We start from the raw sequence: 22,639 nt of genomic DNA, 5'->3' as shown, positions 1-22,639 counted from the left end.
AGTATATAAATAAAGTTTAATAGCAAAACAGATTAACAATTCTAAAGGGCGGGGAATTAGAATAAAATTAAAAACCGCCATGATATATTTACTATCATAACGGTTTTTATCAAATATCAAATTATTCTAAAGCTCTAAAAGAAACACCCAATGTAAACCCAAAATCCAAATTGGAATAATCATATTTATGATATATATCACCTTTAAAAAGTCCTATAGTCGGAGGTATAGTTTGCTGTGGTGTATATTCATTTAATATAGAAACATCATACTGCATACCAAAGTTATAACTTAAATATGCTCCAAGTACAAAATCCATTTCAGCATTATCCATTTTATAAGGCTTGAATGCATATTCGGCAGTTATCTTTATATACGGAGCAACAGGAACTTTAAATAGTCTTTTTATATCATAGTAACTTAATTTATTTTTTGATGGAATAACTAATGAATTATTATCATATTCTATATTATTAGAAGTTCCTAAGCCTGCTATAGGAATAAGCAATCCTCCCCCTATTCCTATAGAGAAGTTATTAAAAACTATTTTTTCTAATACTCCTAAAACTAAACTATAAAGAATAACTCTATCAGTATAAATATAGTTATTAATTCCGCTTTCACCTTCATATTTTGTGCTTATTATATAAGGACTATATCCTATTTCTAAAAGGGAAGTTAAGCCAGTAACAATATTATTATTAATATTATATTTTGCACCTAATTGCAAAACAGCTTCAAAATCTAAAAAGATATCGCCTTTTATAGTATCATAATATGCACTGTATATTCCAAATTGATAATAAGATTTATCTGATTTTTTTAATCCCACATCTGTTTTAGTAAAAATTTTTGAAGCCCCTATATTCATAAATATGCCGATTTCAGGAGAAAAACTTATTGGATATAAAATATTAATATTAAATAAAATTAATATAGCAGATAATAAAAATTTCATAACTATTCCTTAATTTATTTGCAAAGTAAATTTATTTCCCATTCTTCCAAAAATTTTTATATTATTTTTAAATATTAAATCTAAAACCACATTATTAAGATTATCTGGAGTTTTATTTATCTTATCTATATTTAATGTCATAAAATTACTTTCACCTGCTTTTAAATCTATTGTTTGGTAAATACTCTTATCATAGCTTTCTATAACTCCTGATGTACCATTTAATGAAAATTTATAATAAGCATTTATTAATGAAATAGGATCTCCATGATTTCCATCCATTTTTACAAAAACTTCTAATTCATTATTAGAGTTTTTAGCCCCAGAATGAGATAGATTTAAAGTTAGTCTTGCATTCTTATAATACTCAGGATTTAACATAACTGATTTTCTCACATTTATCTCTCCTGTATCATAATCTATTGTAAATGTAGTATTATTATCTATTTTTTCCCCATTATATAATACATTAAAAGTAGAAATATCAGGATATGAAGTAGGGTTTTCAGGATTTGGTTTTATTGCTGGCGGAACAACTGGAGTAGATACTATTGCTCCTATAGTTAATACTACAGCTGTTACTACTAATGCCGTAACGAATACGGCTACTGTTGCAGCTGTTACTGCGGCAACTGCTGCTATTACTCCAAAAATAAAAAAGAAAAATCTTCCTTTAGGCTGATTATTACTATCCTGAACATAATTATTAATAGCATCCCATATTTTTAAACTTATAATTAGAGTTTTAGCCTGATAATTTTCTTTTGAATCTAAAGAAGAAATATTATTATAATTATATATATCATCAGATAATTTAATATTATAAAAAACTTCTTCTATACCATTCATACTCCACAATACATCAAATGCCCCATTAACATGATCTGAAGCTGTACCTCTAATTAAATTATCATCTTTAGAAAAAGAAATATGATCTGGAAATTCTTTATTATCTTTATATACCATAGCAACAGATATATTATTTTGTTCATCAGTTATTATAGCAGTATATTCGTTTTCTCCTGTTTTTTTTGATATTAAAGAAAAATTTTCTGCTATATCTTTTGTTTTCATGAGAATATTATCGGTTTTATTTTCTGAAATTTGATATTGATCATCTAAATATGAAAACGAAATTTCAGTTTTTTTAATACTTGAAGAAGGAGCAGTAACATTGTTATTTTTAGCACATCCCCAAAAATTGACAATTGTCAAAAATACCATAAATAAATAATTTTTTTCATTTTATAACCTCTTAAATAATATTTTGTAAAAAAAGTACTATGAGTTTTATTTTTTGTCAATGTTTATTTACTATAAAAATATATTTATGTATAAAAAAGTATAAAAATATATTTTAATAGTTTGATTTTTCAATATATAGTTACTTTTTTGTTATTATTTATGAAATTGTATTTTATATTTATCTGAAAGATTAATTATAATATATATTAGGCTTTGATTAGATTTAACACATGGTAAATGAAATTTAAAGAATGATAAAATTTGAATTATAAATAAATATATATTTTTAGTTTAATTCTGCGTGCGGTAATAGAATAATAAATTTAAAAAAAATTGGGCGGGGGTTAAAAATTATAAATGTAACTTTTAAATACAGATAAAGATTATTAATAAAAAATAGGCTTACAAATCTTAAAGGGCGGTAATTAAAATAAAGTTTAATTTAAGTAAATATATTATTTTTTAAATATTAATTTTGCCAATACAAAGCCTATTATAAAACCTATAGGTAAAGATAAATACTCCAATATGTTTTTTATATTCTCATAATTTATAAAAATAATTAGCCCTGTAATTATAACAAATACAATGAGTATTATTTTGGCAGCAATTAATTCTTTTTTAGGTAATCTATTTTTTGATAATAATATAAAACTAAGTAAAAAACCTATGATCAGAGAACCTATGAACATAATAAATACTCTATCTTCTTCAAGGTCAAGATCAACATCACTTCTGTATCTTCTTATGTCTTGATATTCAATATCAGAGTCTGTATTATAATTATATTCTATTATATAGTTATCTTCTACTATATAATTTAAATTATAAATGTTAATTTCTTTATTGGTATTATTTTTTATAAATTCATTATAAAATATATAAGAAATTATAATGAATATTAGTATAATAGTTAATCTATTCGTTTTTAAGAAGTTCATTTTATTTCCTGAATATAACTGATAAATATAGTTTTACTATAATTTAAAACAAGTATTATTTCAATACTAAAAGATAATTGAGATAAAAATATATTTTTTACATCCTTGAATAATAAGCGATTTTATTATATAATATTTGATTATATTTGTAATATTAAAGAATTTTAAATATTATGTAAAGTTCTTCAATATAATACAAATTTTGCACTTTTTGGTACTTTTTGCGGCGGGAAAAAGTACAATTTTAAATAAATTCTATGCCGCATATAATCCAAAATATAATAAATAATGTAAAACTATTTATAATAAAAGAGGAAATAACTAAATGGCAAAACTTTCGCATCTGGAAAAAGAGTACATCAAAGCTAATTATAAAAATAAAAGCATTGATGAGCTTACAAAAAAATTAGAAAAAGACAGAGAGTTAATAGAAGAATATATTAATAATCTGCAAAATAGTCAAAAAAATAATACAAAAACTAATAAGAAAGAAAAAGTAAATAAAGAAAACGGCGGAAATATACTTTCTAAATTTTTCTCTAAGAAAGAAAATCAAGAACCTATTTACAAAAGATATGAAATAAAGCCTTATCATCTTTCAAAAATAGATGCTATATTTGCTGCTGCTGCTTTTCTTTTCACATTCTTTTTGTATTTATTTACATTAACTCCTTCACTTTCAGCAGGTGATAACGGAGAGCTTACAACCGCTGCTTACTTCTTGGGAGTAGGGCATGCTCCGGGATATCCTTTCTATACTTTGATGTCCAAATTATTTACTTATATACCTTTTGGAAATATTGCTTGGAGAACAAATTTATTTTCCGGTACTTGTGCTGCAATAGCGATGATTTTCTTCTATCTTATTATGGTAAAAGTATTAGGACAAAATAGAGTTGAAAGAGGATTCTCTCCTATAGTACAGATACCTGCACTTTTTGCGAGCATTGCTTTTGCTATATCTGATAATATGTGGGCACAGGCTACAATGGCAGAAGTTTACAGCTTGAATATACTTCAAATAGCTTCTATGCTTTTAATACTTGTTTACTGGTTTGAAAATGTATGGAAGCATGCCAATGATGAAGTACCTTATTATGGAAATAAATATTTAATGGCTTTCGGCTTTTTGTATGGTGTGGCACTTGCAAATCACCATGTAACTTTGCCTTTCGCTTTTGCTCCTCTTTTGTTTATAGCCGTTGTTTTATTTTTGGTACATAAAGATAGATATATTAATCATATAGAAACTTCATTTATATCGATATTTGTATTTTTAGTGTTGTTATTTATAGGCGGTTTCGGATACTATAGATTTATTATGAATTATGAGGCTTATTTATATTTCCCTCCGGGAGTAGCTTCAAATGATTCAATATTCTCTATAATATTCAAGCCTTTCGCTGATATGAATATAATGAGCGATATATTTACAGCACTTGCTAATGGTTCTTATTTAAGACCTGATATGATACAGAATTTAAAAGCTCCATTCTATCCTACTTTATATAAAGGTATGTTCTTAGTATTCTGGCCTTTATTTTTAGTAGTTGTTTGGTGCTTAGTATATAGATATTTCTTATGCAAAATAGATAAATTCAATAATGATAATGACTTTATCACAGGAATATCAATATCATATTATAAAATGCTTTTAATGCTTGCAGTAGGCGTTATGATATATGCTTACATGCCTATAAGAGCTAGAGCATTGCCTCCTCTAAACTGGGGACAATTAAATGAACCTTCAGGCTGGGAGAATTTAAGCTATTTATTTAGTATGATACATAGAAAACAGTATGGAGCTTCAGGAAATGATATTGCTGCAGCCTTCATACTTCATCCAGAACAGGTGTCTGCTTTAATAAATATATTCAAAACTCAATTAACAGTATTAGGCTTATTATTCTTAATACCCGGATTATTCCAGATATTCAAGAAAAATAAGTTTATAGGTATATTCTCAGTATTCGGACTTTTGAGTTTTGCCGTATCTTTAATGGCATATACTAATCCTCCTCCAAGTGTAAGAACTTTATCATTTGTTGAAGTTTTCTTCTTACCAGCAACTTTATATATGCTTGTAATAATAGGTTTCGGTATTCAGTGGTATATGGAATATTTCAATACTAATATAAAAAATATATTGAAAAAGCCTTCAGAAGAAACTGCTGATACTGCATTAAAGCCTTATCATGCTATATCACTTGCTGCGATACTTATTATAATGATACCTATATTCGTTATGAATTTAAGCCGTAACAATAACTCAAAAGACTTTAGTAACCATGACTATTCATACAATATGATGAACTCACTTCCTGATAATGCAATATTTGCCACAGAGGGAGGAGATAACCAGGTATTCGGACTTGTATATTATACTATGGTAGAAAGAAGAAGACCGGATTTGAAAATATATGACCAGAAAGGTAATGTATTTGAAAGAATATACGGTAACCTTATGAAAACAGACGGCAGATGGCTTGGAGATATTAGCGATGCTGTTGATAAAGACTTTATAGAATCAGGCAGACCTTATTATATGGCTTGGAGAAGGGACGGACTTTACAGGCTTGGAGATTATTATTTCAAAGCTTATGGTTTGGTATTCAAAGTTCAGCCTATTAAATATGCTTTAGTTGATGAATTAGAGTTCTTTAAAGTTCTTACTGTTAATGACTATAAAGATATTGCTAAAGAGCATTTAAAAAGAGATTATGAGAATGAAAAAATAGCAGCGGACTTAAATGCATTATTAGATGAAGGTTTAATTTCGGTTGCAAGAAAAAATATATATGACGGAAATGAAGAGATAACTTTCGTAAAAATGTATGAACTTCCTTTCCCTCAATTCAAAACAGAAGAGGATTATTGGAACAGCTATACTATGCAGGGAACTGCTGAAGAAATATCACATTATGACTTCCTAACAAGAGAGATATTCGTTAGTTCTTATTCTTTAGCTAGAATAGATTTATATAATAGAAGAATAAAAACTTATCAGAAATTGCTAGGCTTTATGGGTAATGGCGATGTTGCTAAAAATGGTATCACTAGGATAGAAGCTAATCAAAAAATAGCAGAGTTTCAGGATTTAAAGAAACAAGAAGAAGACAGAATGCTTACAATAGGCTTTGATATGTCCAATGTATATTTTGCTGTAGGAAATCAGGCTATTATGGACGGCAATTATGAAAGAGCGGCTTTAATGTTTGAAGAGCTTATAAAGTTAGAAAAACTTATTTATCCTGCTTATTTCAATTTAGCTGCTTCTTATGAATATTTAGCACGTTCAAAAGATACTCCTTATGATAAAGAGTCAGAATATTTAAATAAAGCTAAAGAAACTCTTGAAAGAGCAGAAAAAACTTTCCATAGAGGAAAAGATATGGGAGATGCTGCAAGAGAGCAGAATCAAACTTATCAGCAAATAAAACAATTTATTGGCAGAATAGATGCTCAGCTAAAAACTACAAGACAGCAGGCTGATAATCTTAAAGCTCAGGCTATGAAAGAAGATACTTTTGAAAGCTATTCTTCTTATGCTAATTATATATATCAAAACAGACAGGATATAGAAGAAACTTTATGGGCTAAATTAGAAGCCAAGAAGAGAGCTAGAAGCAAAGAACATATAATAGGTGTTAATAAAGATATATCAATACTTTATGCTAATTTGGGTGATACAGCAAGTTCTATAAGCATATTGAATGATACTTTAAGAATGCCTGATTTAACTAGAGATGAGAGAAGAGGCTTAGAGTTCGATTTAGCTAATATTTATCTCAACAATAAAATGTATGATCAAGCTATAAGCACATATTCAAAATATACTAATGAGCTTACTCAAGACGGAGCATTTGCTTTATATGCTATAGGTCATATATATATAGAACAAAATAAAATTATAGAGGCATTAAATATTTATAATGATTTCAGAAGAATAATGTCGCCTTTAGCTGCTAGTAATGATGTTGTAGCTAATTTGAATAAAGATGTTGAAAGCAGAAGACTTCAGATAATGCAGTATTTAGGTACTATGAACAATAATTAATTTATAATATAATATAATATAAAAAATTAAAAGGCTTGCTTATAATGGCAGGCCTTTTTTATTTTTAGTATAATCAAATTTTATTGATTTCTATTAAAAAATAAATAAGAAAAATAAATGTATTGTCAAATCAATTGATGACGATAATAAATAAAACAAAATTATAATGGAATATATTTTATGAAAAAAATCTATTTATTATTAGTTTTATTTATTTTTATATCTATTAATGCCTATAGTCAGGATAATGCAGCTTCTATGGTAAAATCTATGCAAATAGAAGATGTTGCAGATATATCAATATCTGATGAAAATTCTACTATGACATTTCAGGAATTGGCAGAAAATTATGCTTCTATTATTATGAATAAAAATGCTACACCTGATCAATTAGAGGCATTAGGAAGTATAATTAAATTATGGATGGACACTTTAGCAGCAAATTATACAAGAGATGAAATGTTCAATGAATACAGCAGAATTACATCTACTTTATCATGCATGTCTATACATTTAATATTGAGAATAGCTATCAAAGATAATAATATTCCTACAGAATCAGCACAGAATAATATATATAATTCTATTAATAATAAATTTATACCATCATTTGCTGAATTTAAAAATGACGGTTGGAAGACAGAATTTAATTTTTATGTTATTAATATGTCAGCAGCTGTATGCAAATGGTATGAAGATAAATCCAAGAAATTGGACTATCCGGACTTTAAAGTTTGGAGAGACGGCAGCTTCTAAAAAAACATTATTCATTATTCAAGGAGGAATTAAATAATGACACAAACAGAAGACAAGGTAAAAAAAGACCTTAAAAGCCTAATATCTAAATATAAGGAGCAGGCTACTGTAGTAATAAGAAAAAGCAAGGCAGTTTGATTTTATTATTTAAGTATTATATTTAGAAAATTATTTTATTTATTTATTATAAATAAAATTTGATAGTCCCTTCTAAAAAATTTTAGAGGGGATTTTTTATTATTAATAAACTTATTTTTTATATTTTATAATAGAAAAATCTTATTTTAATCTATGTCATCCGCTAAATTTTTTATTTGTAAATATGTACTTTAGTAGTTTGCTATAGATGGCCCCAAATCTGAGCATGACAATGATAATAAAAAATGAATAATATGCCTTGACAAATAAAGTCTTTTAAGTAAAATGTTAATTATATTTTAAGGAATAAAAGTTAATATGAAAGATATACTATTTTACAATTCACTAACTAGAGAAAAAGAAGTGTTCAAACCTATCAATGCAAATGAAGTTGGTATGTATTCTTGCGGACCTACAGTATATAACTATGCTCATATAGGTAATTTTAGAGCTTATATATTCAGCGACTTACTTAGAAGAGTATTAGAGGATTACGGATATAATGTTAAACTTGTAATGAATTTAACTGATGTTGATGATAAGACTATAAAAAATTCTAAAGAAAATCATATATCTTTGAATGATTATACAAAGAAATATAAAGAAGCATTTTTTGAAGATATAAAGACATTAGGAATAAAAAAAGCTACAGTAAACCCTGCAGCAACAGATCATATAAAAGAGATGATTGATATTATAGAGCTTCTTAAAAAGAATGGTCATACTTATGAATCAGATGGTTCTGTTTATTTCAAGATAAGTACATTCCCTCAATATGGAGAATTGGCTAATTTGGATAAGCAGGAATTATTAGACGGAGCTTCAGGACGCGTTCTTAATGATGAATATGATAAAGAAAATGCAAGCGACTTTGTACTTTGGAAAGCGTATACAGAAGATGACGGCGAAGTTTATTGGGATTCTCCTTTTGGAAAGGGCAGACCCGGCTGGCATATAGAATGTTCTGCTATGAGCTGCAAATATTTAGGAAAGCATTTTGATATACATACTGGAGGAGTTGATAATAAATTCCCTCATCATGAAAATGAAATAGCACAGAATGAAGCTGCTTTCAATGAAAAGTTCGTTAATTATTGGCTTCATTGTGAGCATTTAATAGTTGATGGTGAGAAAATGTCAAAGTCTAAAGGCAACTTTTATACTTTAAGAGATTTGCTTGATAAAGGGCTTTCTCCTGAAGCTATAAGATACTCACTAATTAACTCTCATTATAGAAAGCAATTAAATTTCACTATTGAAGGAATTAAACAATCTCAAAGTGCTATTGATAGAGTTAATGATTTAATATTCAGACTAAAAGATATAAATAATACCGAATCTAATGAAGTTAATGAAAATTTATTAAAAGAGTTAGAAGTTTCTAATGAAAAGTTTTCAGACTCTATTTATAATGATTTAAATATATCAGAGGCACTTGGCGTATTATTTACTTTGGTGAAAACTGTGAATACATCTTTTGATTCTATTAATGTGAGTACAAGAGATGCTATATTAAAATTTATAGAGAGAGTAAACAATATTATAAATTGTTTTAATATAGGCGATACTGATAAAAAAGCGGATAATGAAGATGAGATAAATAAATTAATAGAAGAAAGAACTCTCGCTAAGAAAGAGAAGAATTATCAAAAAGCAGATGAGATAAGAAATCAGTTATTGTCTATGGGAATAGAGATAATGGATACACCTCAGGGTGTTAAATGGAAAAGAAAATAAATAGAAAAAATAAAGGAATTGTGTGGATTTAATAAAGAAAACATTTCAGCATATAGAAGGTATAGGCCCTAAAAAAGAAAGTCTTTTATGGCAAGAAGGTGCCGTTGATTGGGAAGATGCTTTAAATAATATAAATTATTATGCTATGCCTAGCAGTATGAGGGAGGCTTTGAAAAATGAGCTTCCTAAATCTATTTATAATTATAATTCAAAAAATTATAGTTATTTTTTAAAGAGATTTCCTGATTCAATAATATATAGACTTTATCCTCTTCTTATGGATAAAACTGTATTTTTGGATATAGAAACTACGGGCATAAAACCGTCCAAAGCACATGTTACAGTTATAGGCTGTTATGACGGCAAAGAGATGAAAGTTTTTGTGCATGGCAGAAATGAGCATGAATTTTTAGATTATATAAAGAATTATTCTATAATTGTAACTTTTAATGGTTCTTGTTTTGATATACCATTTTTGGAGAGATATTTTGCTACTACTATAAAATCTGCTCAAATAGATTTGCGTTTTGTACTTAAAGATTTAGGATATACAGGCGGACTTAAAAAAATAGAGCAGGATGTAGGCATTTCCAGAGGTGATGATATGGAAGGAGTTAATGGATATACTGCTGTTTTACTTTGGAATTATTATCAAGATACTAAAGATGAAACAGCTATAGATTCATTGATACATTATAATTTATTAGATACTATTAATTTGGAGCATTTGCTTCGTTTGGCATATAACAAATATGCAGAAAGTTATAATTGTCAGCTTTTAGAATATAAGACTTTACCTTCAGTAGATCATTATAAACCTAACAAGAAATTGATTGATGCTTTACACAAAAAGCCCTATAAATATGCTCCTAAAAGCGAAGATTAATAAGCCTGATCCAATATTGTCATTATTGAATCAAAATTCATAGTTCTAGGAAGCTGATCCATTCCTGGATATTTTAATGCTAATTCTGCAACTTTATCAAATTTACTTCTGTCTATATTTATTTCATTAAGTCTTGTAGGTAAATTTATATTATGAAGGAATTGCTTTATATGCTGTGCAGATTGGTTAGCAATTTCAAAAGGTGTCATTTCAGGATCTATTCCGTCTATAACATTTGAAAGCACAACATATTTATTAGGGGCAACAGTAATATAATATTCCATAATATGCGGAAGCAATATAGAACATACCATAGATTTATTAACTGCATATACACTGTTTATAGCAATAGATAAAGCTCTTATAGCACCTAAAGAGCTATGACATGCTGAAGTAGCACATAACATATTTGCAGTTGCTAAAGTTGTTATATTATCTATATTATTACTGTCAGCTATAAGTTTTTTTAAGCCCTGCATACTTATCTTCATAGCATGCACTATTAAAGGCTCTGTTATGCTTGTAAGAGTATTGCTCATATATATGTCGAATGATAATGCAAATACTGATAGAGCACTGCTTATAGTATATTTAACAGGCACTGTTGCATATAAAGTAGGGTCTATGATACAATTTGAAGCATATACATTAGATTCGCTATTCTGTTTATTTACTTCTTCATATTTATCATAAAGACACATTCCAGTAGATATTTCAGATAAAGAACCTAATATTGTAGGCACTGCTATAATAGGCAAAGGTTTATGGTATACAGGCTGTCCATTGATATAATCTGAAGCCTCGCCGCTGTTTGTTACTACAATTGCAGCTCCTTTAGCAGTATTTTGTATTTTGAATCCTCCTACTGCTACTATGGATTCTGCTCTGCTGTATCTTACCAAATTTGCAATGATATCTGCAGCATCGCTTGTGCTTGTAGAATTTATATCAGAATAAACCATTACATTGATAAAACTGTCATTAAGTTTATTTACTATTTGATCTATTAATCCGGTTTGATTGAATGATGCTCCATCTGTAACCAATACAGTTCTTCCGCCGTATTTCTTTATTGTATCTGGTAAGCAGTCAAGAGAATCAACTCCGAATGTTATTTTTGTTGGTATATTAAATTCTATTATAGCCATAGTCTTCTTCTGTTATATGTATTTTTATATTTCTTATTATATATCTTCGGAAATATTAGCCTTAATTTTTAATGTTAACAGTAAATTAATTTTATACATTTTGTAATATTTACACTTGTCATCCCATTTTCTCTACTGTTTTTTTATATAAATTATTGCTATGCTCATCTAACCATAAAGGCTTAACCTAATAGATTAATCTACATACATGTGTTTATGAGGGAAAGGCTTCGGATCGCTTTTTGTATTTTATTTATTTTGTATTCTATAATATTTTTATTAGCAATAATAAAAAATTAAATATTAGTAATATTATAAGTTTTAAAGTGATAAACGAGCAGCTGATAACTGACGAAGGAAATTGTTCTCTAACAATATTTAAAATAAAAATTGTGAGACTCTGGCTAGTTTACTTGACAGAGCCTTTGCATAGCAAGTGAACAAATTTTTATTAGTAATAATAAATTTATCGCTAGCAATAATAAAAAATTATTCTATTATGTATAAATATTCATCTTTTATGAACGGTCTAATTTCATCAAAGTCAAAAACTATTTCTGTTTCACCATAAACATAAGCTGTTATAGTATATATAGGCCATACGAAATGTATTCCGTCAGCATAAATGTAAAAAGATGTATCAGCTAAAGTTATTTCATCTAAAGGGACTAAGTAACTTTCTTCATCTCTATCTTCTATCGATAAAAGTTTATCTCTCATAATGCTTCTTAATTCACTATCATCAAAATTTTTTATCAGATCAGTAACTTCTATTTTTTCACCTGTTTCCAATGAATATACTAAATTATAATTATTATACACTCCATGTGCTCCGCCTAAATATAGTGTTGAAGTTCTTCTTATAGATATAGTTTTATCATTAAAATAAGTTATGTTGATAGATTCACTTGATTCATAGCTGTAGGTTGAATTTGTTATCCATTCATTATAAAAATCACTCATATTATTTTCAAATAATTTTGATATGCTTCCCTTTTTATCCTCAAATTCTAGATTTTCATTTCTTTTTATATTATTTAAATTGAAACCTTCATTTATGTCAAAAGAAATTTTATTATATACTTCTAATTTGTTAGTGTCATCAGGTATAAGCAAAAATATAGAATCTTTATATGAGAATGTTGATGCACTTCCATATTCATTAGTTTCAGAAACATCTGAATATGCATAGTTATATACTGCTGCTTTTAATAATGAAGTTGTATTTATATTTTTTGATGAACTATTTAATGATTTGGAAGTCATTTTAAATGATGTAATATTTGAATATGTACTTTCTATACTGTCGCCGTTTTCAGCTTCTGCATATATTTTATTATTTGTTATATCAAGAATGCTGTTTTTATCATAGAATTGATATATATCATTTAAATTTTTATAATTAAAAGCTGCCTTTATTTTTTCATAATTAGGCATTAATTCAGAATCGCTATTTATATAATCAGGCCATCTGTCATTTAAATATACAGAAAAGAAATCTCCTTTATCATTTTTCATATAATAGTGATGAGATATCCATTCTATATTTTTTTGCGTATAAGAAGTATCATTTTTTGTATTATTATTGTTTGATTCTTCGGCTTGTTTTAATTCATTTGTTTTTGTTTCATTGGTTTGAGTTTCTATTGCATTAGTATTGGTTTGATTATTGTTATTATTTTTATTATTTGAACATGATATTATTAAAAGTATAAAAGATAATGCGAGAATATTTCTAATCATAATTGTTTTCCCAAAATTAAAAAAAGTTAGTAAACATAATATTTTATATTATTGATTTTGTCAATATAAAAAATATTACTATATAAAGAAGTTTTTTATTGACATTATGAAGTTTATGATATAACATGAATAAAATTTATATAATATATTTAAGGGCTTATTATGAAAAGAATATTGATTGTTTTTTTAATGATGTTTTTGGTTATAATATCATGCAATAAAAAATCAGAAACAAATACTGAATCAGTCCCATCTATATCTATAAATTTGGGACCTGAACCTAAGACTATGGATCCTACATTAAATTCTATTAATGTTGTATCATCTTATATACTTCATGCTTTTGAAGGTTTAACAAAGATAGATTCAAATAATAATGTAAGACCAGGTATGGCAGAAACTTGGGAAATATCAGATGATGGTTTGGTATATACATTCCATATAAGAAAGAATGCAAAATGGTCTGACGGCAAACCTGTAACAGCACAAGATTTCGAGTATTCTTGGAAAAGGGCTGTTGATCCAAATACTGCAGCTGAATATTCATATATGATGGAAATAGTTAAAAATGCTAAAGAGATTAATGCGGGCAATATGGATTATAATAGTTTAGGAGTAAGAGCTATTGATGATTATACATTTGAAGTACAGCTTGAAAATCCTGCTATTTATTTTATAGACTTCATAGCTTCTACAGTAGTATTTATGCCTGTTAGAAAAGATATTATAGAACAATATGGAGATAAATGGACTTTGACTCCTGAAACATATATAGGAAACGGTCCTTATAAGATGAAAGAAAGGGTAATAGATGAGAAAATAGTTTTTGATATCAATACTAATTATTATGATGCTGATAAGCAAATAGCTAAACAGATTAATTTTTTACTTATGAGCGATCCTAATACTGCTATTGCCGGTATAAGAGGCGGTACAATAGATTTTTCTGCATTAGAGCCTCCTTCAGCTGAAATAGAAAAATTGAATAATGAAGGTTATATAGTAGCAAATAATGCTATAGGTACTTATTATATAGAATTAAATATCACTAATAAGGCTTTTGAAGATAAAAGAGTAAGACAGGCTTTATCTCTTGCAATAGACAGAAACTATTTAGTAAAGAATGTTACTAAAGGCGGACAGGTTCCTGCAGGAGCTTTTGTTCCTACTGAAGTAAGAGGATTAAACAGCACATTTAGAAAAGAGAATAAAGAATATATAAATGTTAATGATTATGAGAATAATGTAAAAAAAGCAAAAGCATTAATGGCTGAGGCAGGTTATCCTGACGGTGCAAATTATCCTGTAATAGAATTAAAAGTTTCTCCGGGTATTTATGTATTAGTTGGAGAGGCTTTGCAGCAGATGTGGAAAGAGAATTTAAATGTTAATGTATCTTTAGTACAGGAAGAGTTTCCTATAACACTTCAAACTTTGGTAGAAAAAGATTATCAAATGGCTAGAATGGGCTGGACTGGCGATTATAATGATCCTATGACTATGCTTGATGTTATGACAAGCGGCGGCGGAGTAAATCATACAGGATTTGCTAATAAAGAATATGATGATAATTTATTAACAGCAAAACAAACTGAAGATAATAAAATAAGAATGGCTGCTATGGCTAAAGCTGAAAATATACTTATGGAAGAAATGCCTATTATACCTTTATATTATAGAGCAGATTCTTTTATGAAAAATCCTAAATTGCAGGGTGTAGTATTGAATCCTTTGGGAAGACATAAATTCAATTATTCATATATTAAATAATAAAATGTTAGGAGAAAAAATATGAAAAAAATAATGACTGTATTTTTGATGGCTGCTTCATTATTTATTCTGTCATGCGGCGGAAGCGGAGGAAATAATAATGATGCTATAGTAATTAATATGGGGGCAGAACCTAGAACTATAGACCCTAGTTTAAATAGTTTGAATGTTGTTTCTGCTATGTTGTATCATCCATTTGAAAGTTTAACAAAAATAGGAGCTGACGGAAAACTTACAGGCGGTATGGCAGAAAGCTGGGATATATCAGAGGACGGAAAAACATATACTTTTCATATAAGAACTAATGCATTATGGTCTGACGGTAAACCTGTAACAGCATATGATTTTGAATACAGCTGGAAAAGAGTTGTTAATCCTGATGTTGCTGCACAGTATGCTTCTTTATTAGAAATAATAAAAAATGCTAAAGAGATTAATGCCGGTAATATGGATTATAATGAACTTGGTGTAAAAGCTATAGATGATCATACTTTTCAAGTAGAGCTTGTTGATCCTGCTGCTTATTTCTTGGAGTTTATGACTACAGTTTCAGTTTTTGCACCTGTAAGAAAGGATATTATAGAACAGTATGGCGATGATTGGACTTTATCACCTGAAACTTATATATGTAATGGTCCTTATCAAATGACTGAAAGAGTAATGGATGAGTACATCACTTTTGAAGCTAGAACTAATTATTATAATGATGAAACAGTTGCTAAGAAATTAAAATTCATTTCTATGGCTGATCCTAATACAGCTATTGCTGGAATTAGAGGAGGTACTATACATTTTTCAGCATTAGAACCGCCTTCTAGTGAAATAGAAAAATTAAAAGCAGAAAATTATATTGCTCTTAAGGACGGAGTAGGTACTTTCTATTTATCTCTTAATATTACAAACAATGCTTTGAAAGATAAAAGAGTAAGACAGGCTTTATCTTTAGCAATTGACAGAAATTATTTAGTATCAAATGTAACTATGGGCGGACAGGCAGCAGCTCAGGGTTTTGTTCCTCCTTCTATGGATGGTATTAATGGTCCTTATAGAGAAGAAGCAGGAATACTTATAGATACTGATAATTATACATCAAATGTAGAAAAGGCTAAGGCTTTAATGGCTGAAGCTGGATATCCTAACGGAGAGGGTTTCCCTGTATTAGAAATAAGAGTTTCTCCTGGACTTCATATAATAGTTGCAGAAGCTATACAGCAGATGTGGAAATCTAATTTAAATATAGATGTAACATTAAAGAATGATGAATATCCTTTAGTTCTTCAATATTTATTAGAAAGAAACTTTGATATAGGTTCTATGGCTTGGAATGCAGATTATAGAGACCCTATGACTATGCTTGAGATTATGGTGAAAGGCAATACATTCAACTATGGTTTATACGATAACGCTGCTTACAACACTTTAGTTAACAATGCCAGAAAAACTGCTGATCCTGCTGTTAGAATGAAGTATATGATGGATGCAGAAAAATTATTGATTGATGATATGCCTTTTATTCCGCTTTATCATAGATCATATACTTTGATGGTTAGTCCTAAATTAAAAAATGTTGTGTATAATGCTTTAGGAAAACATAAATTTAATTACTGTTATATAGAATAATTAATTTAATAATTATAAATATTATTGATTTTAAAAGGGGCTTTATTATAAGCCTCTTTTTTATGAATCAGATTTTAAATTAAAATAAATTTAATTGTTCATTATCATCTGGATTTTCAATATCATTAATTACACTTATAATATTTATTTCATCTTGTATAACTATAAAATAAACATACATAACATTAGGATAATTTGACGGACAAGATCTATAATATAAATCTATACTATTATCATCATCTATTTTTAGAGGAGATTTTCTAGATTTTTTTATAGTTGGATCTTTTTTATTGCTTTTTCTAGTCTATTCAAAACTAAAGATAAGTAAGGATCTTTAGTTAATTCTTCTTTATTTTGAATTGCGTATTTTGTATAACAAATCTTCATCTTCTAATATTCCATTTTTCATGTTTTCAATATATTTTTCTACATTAATAGGTTCTTTATCATTGTTTTTGTTTTTTTCTATCATTTTATCAATATTATATGATAAAGTTTTTTTAACTATTGATATTGTTTTTATGACACCAAGAAGAGAAAAAATTACAGTAGAAGAATATTTTTGTTTACTATCTTTTTTTCTTGGTATTCTAAGAACTATATTCTTATTATTGAAAAAGTTATGTTCTTCTGCTATTGAAGTTATTCTATGACTAGATATATATATATTATATACTTCTTTTATCATATCAGAAACCATATATGGTGGATATTGGCATAATCCTAAATTATTTAATAATTTTAATTTTAAGTTTTCCTTATTTAGTTTTTCTATTGTTAGTTTTAACTCTTTGTTAGAATGTTCTAAATTTTCATTAGATAATTTTAATTCTTCATTAGATTTTTCTAATTCTCCCAAAATTGTATTTAAATCTTTTATTTGGTTTTGCAATGCTGGTATTGATTCTAAATCGTCTATTATCTTATCATATAGAGGATCGTTTATTTGTTTCCAACTATCTATTAATTCTTTTTCTCTTTCTTGATATACTATACTATCTTCTATATTATTTATAATATCTTCCACAATTTCACCCTCTATAAATATATTTATACTACTATTAATATAATAATAAAAAAAATCAATATTTATAATAAGTTTATAAAAAAAATATTTAATTTATTGACAAATATTTATATTAGAGTATAAATATTGTGTTAACATAACGTTTTGGATGTTGGGTAATTTCTATGAGAAAGATAATTTTTTTATTAATAACAGTTTGTTTATTTTTGCTGTCATGTGGTAATGACAAAAGCTATGTTGAAACTATAAGGGTAACTATTGGGGCAGAACCTCAAAGTATAGATCCTTCATTTTTATCGGCAATAGATAGTATGATTTATGCAGTTCATGTATTTGAAGGTCTTACCTCAAAAGATGAAAACGGTAATATAATAGGCGGAGTTGCTGAAAGATGGGATATATCCAAAGACGGACTTAGCATTACATTTCATTTAAGAGAGAATGCTAAATGGTCTGATGGTAAGAATGTAGTTGCTGATGAATTTGTATATTCTTTTAGAAGATTAGCAGATCCTAATACAGCATCGGCATACAGTTTTTTAATAACACCTGTAAAAAATGCTGATAAAATTCTTAAAGGAGAATTATCAACAGAAGAACTTGGAGTTGAGGCATTAGATGATAGAACTTTAAAAGTATATTTTGAAAGTCCTACACCTTACTTTTTGGAATTAGCAGCTATTCCTATATTTTCACCTTTAAGAGAAGAATTCATAAGCGATAATTGGACTTTTTCTCCTAAAACATATATAGGTAATGGTCCGTATAGAATGATAGATAGAAAGCCTGATCAGATAATATCTTTAGAATTAAATACTAATTATTGGAACAAAGATATGATGATAGCTAAGAGAATAGATTTCGTTATGTTCTCTGATGTATCTACAGCTTATGCAGCTTTGAAAGAAGGTTCTATATTGTATTCATATAAAGTTCCTACTGCAGATATAGATTTACTAAGAAAGGAAGGCTATTTAGTTATAACACCTTCTCTAGGAACTGCCTATTATGCTTTGAATAATACAAATGAAGTTTTAAAAGATAAGAGAGTAAGAAAGGCATTAGCTCTTGCTATAGATAGAAATTATATAGTAGAAAATATAACAAAAACAGGAGAGATACCTGCTGCTGCTTTCATACCTTATGGTTTAAAAGATGTAGACGGCGACTTTAGAAAAAATGGAGGCGGATATTACAGCGTTAAAAAAGAAGATTATAAAGCAAATATTGAAGAAGCCAAAAAACTTTTAGAAGAAGCAGGCTATCCTAATGGAGCAAACTTTCCAGTATTGGAGTTTAAAACTAATCCAGGAATGGGGGTTACTATAGCAGAGGCAGTTCAGCAGATGTGGAAAGAGAATCTTAATATAGATATGACTATCACTCAGGAAGAATGGGCCGTATTTCAAAAGAACAGACAGACAAGAAATTATGAAGTATGCAGAGCTGATTGGATAGGAGATTATCTTGATCCTATGACTTTTGCTGATCTTTTTGTTAGTACAAGTGCCGGAAATAGAGTAGGGTATAATGATCCTGAATATGACAGACTTATATTAGAGGCCAAAAACACTATTGATAATAAAATAAGAATGGATAATATGCATAAGGCTGAAGATAAACTTATAGGCGAGGATATGGCTTTTATTCCGCTTTATCATTATACATCTTGTTCTATGCAAAGTCCTAAATTGAAAAATGTTCTAGTTGATACTTTGGAAATAAGAAGATTTTTTTACGCATATATAGAATAAAAATTATATTTTATATATATTTTTTCGATTATTAAATAGAGCATAATAATAAAAAAAGTTAGTATTTGATTTTTTTGAATACTAACTTTCTTTATTATTTTATTAATTAATCATATTTTATTAATTATTTCTTTAAGGCCATCGCTAATTGACTATGTCCGGCATAGATTAGATAATATATTTCTTTAAATCCGTTTCTATCCATATAATGAGCTAATGCCTCAGATCTTGCTCCTGTAGCACAATATAGAAGATATTTTTCTGATTTATCTAATCCATTAACTAAATTTTCAGCTTTAGGATCATTTAAATCTATTAATATGCTTCCTTCTATTGCACCTGTCATATTAACTTCCATTTTGCTTCTTACATCTAATAGCTTTATATCATTACCTGACTTTATTAAATCAGCTGCCTCTTGTACATTTAAAGATTTTAACATTATAAACACCTATTTTTTATATATACATACTATAGGTATATATATTATCATAAATATATAAAAAATCAATATATACTGAAAATTTTTAAGTTTGTCAACTGCGAGCTGCGGCACCTTCCCGCACGGTACTGTCTCATCTTATCAAATGCCAACTATACGTGCGGCTGATTACTTATTATTATACAAATATATAGTTTTATATTACATTTAAACATGTATTTTTAAAATATTAAGTTGTAGTATATGTGTTTTCATGAATCGTACCGACGAAATCTACCTCATATTAAATTTACTCAAATCTGCTGAAAGGCATATTTTCTATAGCACCTTCTGCACCTATAGTTTCATTTAATTGTCCATTGATAAGGAATATAACATTATCTATACCTTCAAATTGAGTTGCTGTATATACAAACTGATAAATCTGTACCATGGTTCCTTCATTTCCTAAAGGATTAAATTCAAAATTCTCATTGAAGTTTAAATATACTGTATTATTCTCAATAAATATATCAAGCAGTTCAGTATCTTTAGGTATGCAGCTTATTATATTTCTATTATTTTCTTCATCAGTAGCACCAACTAATAATTCTTTTATAGCTTCCTCTACAGAAGATTTATTATTAAATTTTCTTTCTCTGAATATTAATGTTATAGAGCCTGTTGATTCGCTGTATTCAACTAAATATATTCCTTCATTACTGTTTTCTTTAAGTTTTCTCTCTTTTAAATCTCTTGTTATATTATTATTAGCTTTTTTGATATTGTAATTATTAATATCTGTTTGAGCTTTTTTAATAATTTCTTTTTTATATTCTGTATTATTATTTTTTATTGTGTTATTCTTTATTATATTATTAGCAGTTTCTTTTATATTATCTTTTAATTCATTATCTTTTACTATATTGCTTTCTTTATTTTCTTTTATATTATTTTTTTCTTCTGAAGGTTTATTTATTATTGAATTGTTATTATTTTCTTTATTAATATTATTATTTACCTTACTATCATTTACTATATTATTATTGTTTTCTCTTACAACATTATTATTTGGATTAACCATATCATTTATTACTCTGTTATAATCAATATTAGATTTATCCAAAGAATTAGTTATAGTATAAACAGATTTCTGCATTATATCTTTTCTATTTTGTGTTACATTATTATTATTCACGGCATTGTTGTTTAAATCTTTTTTAGTATTTTCAGTATTATTGTTTATATTTTCTTTAATATTATTATTTAAATTTTCTTTTCTATTATTATTGATGTTTCTATCATTATTTATAGTATTATTATTAACTTGATTGTTATTTATTACATTTTCTTTATTATCATTATTGTTTAAATATTTATCAATATTAAAATCATAATTTGTACTTGAATTATCTTTTTTAGTGGTGTTTTCTACATAGCTGGCAGGAGGTCTTGTACTGAAAGTAGTAGTTGATGCCGGCTTCATAGTAGTAGTTTCTCTTTTGGTAGTATTATCTTTTGGTTTTAAGATATCATCAAATATACTTTTTTTAGCTGCAGTATTATTTTGCTTATTAGTAATTATATTTGTTGTTTTAATATCCTGAGTGTTATCATTCTGTCTATTTTCCAATATCATCTGCTCAAGATAATTATATGTTTTTTCTTCTTCAGCATTAGGCGTATTTTCAATATCTGCCACAATGATATTTTCTTCATTGTCGTTTACAATATCATTTTCAGGTATTCTATTTAATGTATTCATATTGTTTGATAATATTACTGATTCATGATTGTTGCCATAATCTATATATCCGCTGTCATAAAGTATAGAATTACTTACTCCGCTATTATTAAAGAAAGGAAGTAGGGATTCCTTTGTTATTATACTTGAATTTGTAATGTTTTCTGACATCATATCTAAAGATGTTTCTATTTTAGAATTTGTTTCATAGGCCATTACAGATAGAGTTTCATTTGTATCAGTTTTTATAAAGAAGTTGAATAATGGTATATTGCTTAAGAAGCTCATTTTGTTCTGATCCTCTGTTATTCCATCACTTTCCAAAACTAAAGCTTCTTTATGATTTATAGAGAAGAAATCTTTTATTGCTATATCCACCATAGGAGAATATTTTTTCACAACCGTAAATATCAAAGCTGCTGCAATGATAAAAGCTGCTGAAATTATTATAGGTTTTTTTAAATTTATTTCTTTGCTTTCATTTCTAATTTGTCTTGTATATGAAATACTTTTAGATTTAGATTTAAGCTGCTCGTATCTTGGCACTTGTTTACTCCAGAGTATTATGTATCGTTTAAATTATCGATAAAAATAAAAATGGTATTAGAATTTATTTTATTGGAATATTGCGAAGTATATTGATATTTTTTAATAAAAAACCCTTTTAGAAAAGTTATATTTCTAAAAGGGTATT

At 27.3% G+C, this 22,639-nt stretch carries 15 protein-coding genes; 7 read left to right on the top strand and 8 right to left on the bottom strand.

Features of this window, described 5'->3' with window-relative positions; all coding sequences use genetic code 11:
- Positions 1–121: 121 nt before the first annotated feature.
- The 3 genes from Q0K19_RS04220 to Q0K19_RS04210 all read right to left on the bottom strand — a co-directional run bounded on the left by Q0K19_RS04220 (position 122) and on the right by Q0K19_RS04210 (position 3,144).
- Positions 122–958, bottom strand: coding sequence for a hypothetical protein (locus Q0K19_RS04220; protein ID WP_297245656.1), 837 nt, complete (start codon positions 956–958; stop codon positions 122–124).
- Between the two features lie 9 nt (positions 959–967).
- Complete coding sequence (locus Q0K19_RS04215; protein WP_297245653.1) at positions 968–2,182, bottom strand: colicin lysis protein; 1,215 nt, start codon at positions 2,180–2,182, stop codon at positions 968–970.
- A gap of 476 nt (positions 2,183–2,658) precedes the next feature.
- Complete coding sequence (locus Q0K19_RS04210) at positions 2,659–3,144, bottom strand: hypothetical protein (protein ID WP_297245649.1); 486 nt, start codon at positions 3,142–3,144, stop codon at positions 2,659–2,661.
- A gap of 325 nt (positions 3,145–3,469) precedes the next feature.
- On the opposite strand from Q0K19_RS04210, the gene Q0K19_RS04205 reads away from it, so the two are divergent.
- The 4 genes from Q0K19_RS04205 to Q0K19_RS04190 all read left to right on the top strand — a co-directional run bounded on the left by Q0K19_RS04205 (position 3,470) and on the right by Q0K19_RS04190 (position 10,718).
- Positions 3,470–7,201, top strand: a complete 3,732-nt coding sequence (locus tag Q0K19_RS04205) for a DUF2723 domain-containing protein (RefSeq protein WP_297245647.1) — start codon at positions 3,470–3,472, stop codon at positions 7,199–7,201.
- A gap of 180 nt (positions 7,202–7,381) precedes the next feature.
- On the top strand, positions 7,382–7,957 hold the full coding sequence (locus Q0K19_RS04200) for a hypothetical protein (RefSeq protein WP_297245645.1): 576 nt from the start codon (positions 7,382–7,384) through the stop codon (positions 7,955–7,957).
- Between the two features lie 456 nt (positions 7,958–8,413).
- The gene (gene cysS, locus Q0K19_RS04195; protein WP_297245643.1) at positions 8,414–9,832 is read left to right on the top strand and encodes a cysteine--tRNA ligase; all 1,419 of its coding nucleotides are present in this window, start codon (positions 8,414–8,416) and stop codon (positions 9,830–9,832) included.
- 22 nt (positions 9,833–9,854) lie between these two features.
- Positions 9,855–10,718 carry a ribonuclease H-like domain-containing protein gene (locus tag Q0K19_RS04190; RefSeq protein WP_014488980.1) on the top strand — a complete coding sequence of 288 codons (864 nt, stop codon included), beginning with the start codon at positions 9,855–9,857 and terminating at the stop codon, positions 10,716–10,718.
- On the opposite strand, the gene Q0K19_RS04185 is transcribed toward Q0K19_RS04190, so the two are convergent.
- Positions 10,715–11,866: an iron-containing alcohol dehydrogenase gene (locus Q0K19_RS04185; RefSeq protein ID WP_297245640.1), complete on the bottom strand. Its 1,152-nt coding sequence runs from the start codon at positions 11,864–11,866 to the stop codon at positions 10,715–10,717. The two genes, Q0K19_RS04190 and Q0K19_RS04185, sit on opposite strands and share 4 nt — an antisense overlap.
- A 489-nt stretch (positions 11,867–12,355) precedes the next feature.
- Positions 12,356–13,609 (bottom strand): DUF3298 domain-containing protein, encoded by a 1,254-nt coding sequence (locus tag Q0K19_RS04180; protein WP_297245639.1) that lies wholly within the window; start codon positions 13,607–13,609, stop codon positions 12,356–12,358.
- A gap of 162 nt (positions 13,610–13,771) precedes the next feature.
- Here Q0K19_RS04180 and Q0K19_RS04175 point away from each other — a divergent pair, with 162 nt between their 5' ends.
- Positions 13,772–15,379, top strand: coding sequence for a peptide ABC transporter substrate-binding protein (locus Q0K19_RS04175; RefSeq protein ID WP_297245637.1), 1,608 nt, complete (start codon positions 13,772–13,774; stop codon positions 15,377–15,379).
- A gap of 21 nt (positions 15,380–15,400) precedes the next feature.
- Entirely contained in the window at positions 15,401–16,999 is a 1,599-nt protein-coding gene (locus tag Q0K19_RS04170; RefSeq protein WP_297245635.1) for a peptide ABC transporter substrate-binding protein, read from the top strand.
- Between the two features lie 349 nt (positions 17,000–17,348).
- On the opposite strand, the gene Q0K19_RS04165 is transcribed toward Q0K19_RS04170, so the two are convergent.
- Positions 17,349–18,026, bottom strand: coding sequence for a hypothetical protein (locus tag Q0K19_RS04165; protein WP_297245632.1), 678 nt, complete (start codon positions 18,024–18,026; stop codon positions 17,349–17,351).
- Positions 18,027–18,190: 164 nt separating this feature from the next.
- Between Q0K19_RS04165 and Q0K19_RS04160 the strand changes: the two genes are divergently transcribed.
- Entirely contained in the window at positions 18,191–19,780 is a 1,590-nt protein-coding gene (locus Q0K19_RS04160; protein ID WP_297245630.1) for a peptide ABC transporter substrate-binding protein, read from the top strand.
- A gap of 124 nt (positions 19,781–19,904) precedes the next feature.
- On the opposite strand, the gene Q0K19_RS04155 is transcribed toward Q0K19_RS04160, so the two are convergent.
- Both Q0K19_RS04155 and Q0K19_RS04150 read right to left on the bottom strand, forming a co-directional pair.
- Positions 19,905–20,222: a rhodanese-like domain-containing protein gene (locus Q0K19_RS04155; protein ID WP_297245628.1), complete on the bottom strand. Its 318-nt coding sequence runs from the start codon at positions 20,220–20,222 to the stop codon at positions 19,905–19,907.
- Between the two features lie 289 nt (positions 20,223–20,511).
- The gene (locus Q0K19_RS04150; RefSeq protein ID WP_297245626.1) at positions 20,512–22,491 is read right to left on the bottom strand and encodes a GerMN domain-containing protein; all 1,980 of its coding nucleotides are present in this window, start codon (positions 22,489–22,491) and stop codon (positions 20,512–20,514) included.
- Positions 22,492–22,639: the final 148 nt, after the last annotated feature.

It is taken from the genome of uncultured Brachyspira sp., from assembly GCF_944393015.1.
Taxonomy (GTDB): Bacteria; Spirochaetota; Brachyspiria; order Brachyspirales; family Brachyspiraceae; genus Brachyspira.
This window is presented reverse-complemented; position numbering and strand designations above follow the sequence as displayed.

What these genes read in the sequence shown, in the direction of transcription:
- Q0K19_RS04220 (WP_297245656.1), bottom strand. Translation starts at nt 958, where the DNA reads ATGAAATTTTTATTATCTGCTATATTAATTTTATTTAATATTAATATT.
- Q0K19_RS04215 (WP_297245653.1), bottom strand. Translation starts at nt 2,182, where the DNA reads ATGGTATTTTTGACAATTGTCAATTTTTGGGGATGTGCTAAAAATAAC.
- Q0K19_RS04210 (WP_297245649.1), bottom strand. Translation starts at nt 3,144, where the DNA reads ATGAACTTCTTAAAAACGAATAGATTAACTATTATACTAATATTCATT.
- Q0K19_RS04205 (WP_297245647.1), top strand. Translation starts at nt 3,470, where the DNA reads ATGGCAAAACTTTCGCATCTGGAAAAAGAGTACATCAAAGCTAATTAT.
- Q0K19_RS04200 (WP_297245645.1), top strand. Translation starts at nt 7,382, where the DNA reads ATGAAAAAAATCTATTTATTATTAGTTTTATTTATTTTTATATCTATT.
- cysS (WP_297245643.1), top strand. Translation starts at nt 8,414, where the DNA reads ATGAAAGATATACTATTTTACAATTCACTAACTAGAGAAAAAGAAGTG.
- Q0K19_RS04185 (WP_297245640.1), bottom strand. Translation starts at nt 11,866, where the DNA reads ATGGCTATAATAGAATTTAATATACCAACAAAAATAACATTCGGAGTT.
- Q0K19_RS04180 (WP_297245639.1), bottom strand. Translation starts at nt 13,609, where the DNA reads ATGATTAGAAATATTCTCGCATTATCTTTTATACTTTTAATAATATCA.
- Q0K19_RS04175 (WP_297245637.1), top strand. Translation starts at nt 13,772, where the DNA reads ATGAAAAGAATATTGATTGTTTTTTTAATGATGTTTTTGGTTATAATA.
- Q0K19_RS04170 (WP_297245635.1), top strand. Translation starts at nt 15,401, where the DNA reads ATGAAAAAAATAATGACTGTATTTTTGATGGCTGCTTCATTATTTATT.
- Q0K19_RS04160 (WP_297245630.1), top strand. Translation starts at nt 18,191, where the DNA reads ATGAGAAAGATAATTTTTTTATTAATAACAGTTTGTTTATTTTTGCTG.
- Q0K19_RS04155 (WP_297245628.1), bottom strand. Translation starts at nt 20,222, where the DNA reads ATGTTAAAATCTTTAAATGTACAAGAGGCAGCTGATTTAATAAAGTCA.